General features: G+C 65.8%; 3 protein-coding genes. All 3 read left to right on the forward strand.

All coding sequences use genetic code 11. The annotated features are described in order from the left end of the window. Positions 1-896 (forward strand): glycine cleavage T C-terminal barrel domain-containing protein (locus WC739_RS23045; RefSeq protein WP_372955305.1); only part of this gene is annotated, 896 nt, incomplete at its 5' end. Between the two features lie 5 nt (positions 897-901). Further along, complete coding sequence (gcvH, locus tag WC739_RS23050) at positions 902-1,270, forward strand: glycine cleavage system protein GcvH (protein WP_372955306.1); 369 nt, start codon at positions 902-904, stop codon at positions 1,268-1,270. Positions 1,271-1,287: 17 nt separating this feature from the next. After that, a partial coding sequence (gcvP, locus tag WC739_RS23055) for an aminomethyl-transferring glycine dehydrogenase (RefSeq protein ID WP_372955307.1) occupies positions 1,288-3,995 on the forward strand: 2,708 nt, incomplete at its 3' end.

The following is a 3,995-nucleotide window of genomic DNA, read 5'->3' on the forward strand; positions in this document are numbered from 1 at the left end:
CACTGCTCAACCGCGCCTGCCCCCTGGACGCCGGAGCGCTCGAAACCGCGCAGTCCAAACTGACTTTCTTCCTCAATGAGGAAGCCGGCATCCTGGATGACCTGATCGTCACCAGGCTTGGCGATACCAGCTTCATGATCGTCGCCAATGCCGGCAACGCCGTTGCCGACGAAAAGCATCTGCGCGCGCTGGCCAGCGATTTCGATGTCGAAATCGAGCCGCTCGACCGCGTCTTCCTGGCGATCCAGGGGCCCGAAGCCTGGGCTGTTCTCGGCCGCGCGGGAATTGAGACCGGATCGCTATTGTTCATGCACGGCATCGAGCCCCGTAAAGACTGGTTCATGAGCCGGTCGGGCTATACCGGCGAGGACGGTTTCGAGATCGGCCTGCCGGAGGCCGACGCGCGCGCCCTTGTCGCCAAGCTGCTTGAGGATGAACGAGTGCTGTGGATTGGCCTCGCCGCCCGCGATAGCCTTCGCCTGGAGGCCGGCCTGTGTCTGCATGGCCAGGACATCACGCCAGAGACGAATCCGGCGGGTGCGGCCCTGATGTGGGCGATCCCGAAGGAGGTGCGCGCCACAGGCAGCTTCATCGGCGCCGATGCGCTGCGCGCTGCCGCAGAGCGGGGACCCGCGCAGAAGCGTGTCGGCCTGAAGCCGGAGGGCCGTCAGCCGGTGCGAGCCGGTGCCGCGCTATTCGATGCCGACGGCAACCAAGTCGGCCAGGTTACTTCGGGCGGCTTCGGCCCGTCGGCCGGCCATCCCGTCGCCTTGGGCTATGTCGCGACGCCGCTCTCCAAGCCCGGGACACGGATTTTCGCCGACGTGCGCGGCACGAAAATTCCCGTCGATATCAGTTCCCTGCCCTTCACTCCTCATCGCTACCGCAAAGGATAATCCTGATGCCAAAGACCTATTTCACCGAAGATCACGAATGGCTGCGCGTCGAGGGCGGCATCGCCACCGTCGGCATCACCGACTACGCGCAGGAACAACTGGGCGACCTCGTCTTCGTCGAATTGCCGGAAGCCGGAAAGAAGCTGGCCAAGGGCGACACCGCTGTCGTCGTCGAATCGGTCAAGGCGGCTTCCGACGTCTATGCGCCGGTCGACGGCGAGATCACCGAGGCGAACGGCACCTTGTCGTCGGACCCTTCGCTGGTCAACTCGGCGGCAACCGGCGACGGCTGGCTGTGGAAGATGAAGCTTGCCGATGAAAGCCAGCTCGCCGGTCTCATGGATGAGGCCGCCTACAAAGCCCATATCGCCTGATTACAGGACGCAATGACATGACCGCAGCACCTTACCCCTTTTCGGCCCGCCATATCGGTCCCGGCCACAACGACACCCGGGCGATGCTCGCCGTCATCGGCGTGCCGTCCATCGAGACGCTGATCAGCCAGTCCGTGCCGAAGTCGATCCGGCTCGACCGGCCGCTGGCGCTGCCGGCGCCCGCAAGCGAAGCTGAAGCGTTGGGCGAGCTTTCGGCGACAATGGCCGGGAATACGGTGCTGAAGAGCTTCATCGGCGCCGGCTATCACGGCGTCCATGTGCCGCCCGTCATCCAGCGCAACCTGTTCGAGAACCCTGCCTGGTACACGGCCTATACGCCCTACCAGGCTGAGATCAGCCAGGGCCGGCTCGAAATGCTGTTCAACTTCCAGACGCTGGTGACAGAACTGACCGGTCTGCCGGTGGCCTCGGCATCGCTGCTCGATGAAGCGACCGCCGTCGCCGAAGCCGTCGGCATCGCGCTGCGCCATCACCGCGACAAGCGCACCAAGGTGGCTCTTGCGGGAACGCCGCACCCGCAGACGCTGGACGTGGTGCGCACACGCGCCGAACCGCTCGGCATCGAGATCGACGGCGACACGATCGACGACAACACCGCCGCCCTGCTCGTCTCCTGGCCCGATACCCATGGCGTCTATGGCGACCACAAGGCCGCGATCGAAAAGGCCCGCGCGACCGGCGCCGTCGTCGTCTTCATCGCCGACCCGCTTGGCCTGATGCTGACCGAAGCACCGGCGAAGCTCGGCGCCGACATCGCGGTCGGTCCGATGCAGCGCTTTGGCGTGCCTATGGGCTTTGGCGGCCCGCACGCCGCCTATTGCGCCGTCTCCGACAAATTGACGCGTTTGATGCCTGGTCGCCTGGTCGGCCAGTCCATCGACAGCAAGGGCCGTCCCGGCTACCGGCTTGCCCTGCAGACGCGCGAGCAGCATATCCGCCGCGACAAGGCGACCTCCAATATCTGCACCGCGCAGGCGCTGCTGGCCAACATGGCGACCGCCTATGCGATCTGGCACGGCCCCGCTGGACTGCAGGCGATTGCTGCACGCATCCACGCGCTCGCCAACCGTCTGGCAGGCGGCCTCGAGGCGGCAGGCCAGTCAGTCATGGGCAACAGACGTTTCGACACGGTGACCGTGGAGGCGAAGGGCAAGGCCGCCCAGATCGCGGCCGCCGCCGAAAAGACCGGCCGGCTGCTGCGCGTCCTCAATGCCGACCATGTCGGCATCAGCTTCGACGAGACATCGACCGAAGCCGACCTCGAGGCGATCGCGGCCCTGTTCGGTGCCAAGCCTGTTGCTTCCGCCGACAGCACGATGCCCGGCAAGCCGCGCGGCAAGGAGTTCCTGACCCAGCCCGTCTTCCACGAGAACAAGTCCGAAACCGAGATGATGCGCTTCCTGCGCCGGCTGGCCGACAAGGATCTGGCGCTCGACCGCGCCATGATCCCGCTGGGATCCTGCACCATGAAGCTCAACGCCGCCGCCGAGATGATGCCGGTAAGCTGGCCAAGCATCGCCAACCTGCATCCCTTCGCACCGGCCAGCCACTCGACCGGCTATCGCGCCATGATCGGCGAACTGGAAGGTTGGCTGTCGGAGATCACCGGCTTCGATGCCGTCACCCTGCAGCCGAACGCGGGAAGCCAGGGCGAATATGCCGGATTGCTGGCCATCCGCGGCTACCACCGCTCGCGCGGCGACCACCACCGCACCATCTGCCTGATCCCATCTTCCGCTCACGGCACCAACCCGGCCAGCGCGGCCATGGCCGGCATGAGCGTGGTCGTCGTGCGCTGCACCGAGGACGGCAACATCGACATGGAGGACATGAAGGCGAAAGCGGCCGAACACGCCCCTAACCTCGCGGCGCTGATGTTCACCTATCCCTCGACGCATGGCGTGTTCGAGGAAGGCGCGCGCGACCTCTGCGCACTGATCCACGGGCATGGCGGCCAGGTCTATTTCGACGGCGCCAACCTCAACGCGCTGGTAGGGCTTGCCCGCCCGGGCGATATCGGCGCCGATGTCTGCCACATGAACCTGCACAAGACCTTCTGCATTCCGCATGGTGGCGGCGGTCCCGGCATCGGCCCGATCGGCGTCAAGGCTCACCTGAAGCCCTATCTGCCTGGGCACGTCACCGAGGGTTCGGACCACGCCGTGTCGGCGGCGCCATTCGGCAGCGCCTCGATCCTGCCGATCACCTGGATGTACATCCGCATGATGGGGGCGTCCGGATTGAAGCAGGCGACCGAAACGGCGATCCTGTCCGCCAACTACATCGCGACGCGGCTCGGGACGCATTTCCCGGTCCTCTACAAGGGCAGCCAGGGACGCGTCGCGCATGAATGCATCCTCGACACGCGCGTTCTCAAGGATAGCGCCGGCATCAGTGTCGATGACGTCGCCAAGCGGTTGATCGACTACGGGTTCCACGCGCCGACCATGTCTTTCCCGGTGGCCGGAACGCTGATGGTGGAGCCGACGGAATCCGAGCCCAAGGCGGAACTCGATCGTTTCTGCGAGGCGATGATCGCCATCGCCGGAGAAGCAGGGAAAGTGGCGGGTGGAGAATGGCCTCTCGCCGACAATCCGCTGGTCAACGCGCCGCACACCGCGGCGGAGGCGCTGGCGACACAGTGGAGCCATCCCTATTCGCGCCTGGAGGCAGCCTATCCGGCCGGCGACGCGGATACCGCGGC

Source organism: Mesorhizobium sp. (assembly GCF_041661565.1).
Lineage (GTDB): Bacteria > Pseudomonadota > Alphaproteobacteria > Rhizobiales > Rhizobiaceae > Mesorhizobium.

Bases quoted from the DNA above. Each gene is read 5' to 3' on its own strand.
- gcvH (WP_372955306.1), top strand. From the start codon at position 902: ATGCCAAAGACCTATTTCACCGAAGATCACGAATGGCTGCGCGTCGAG.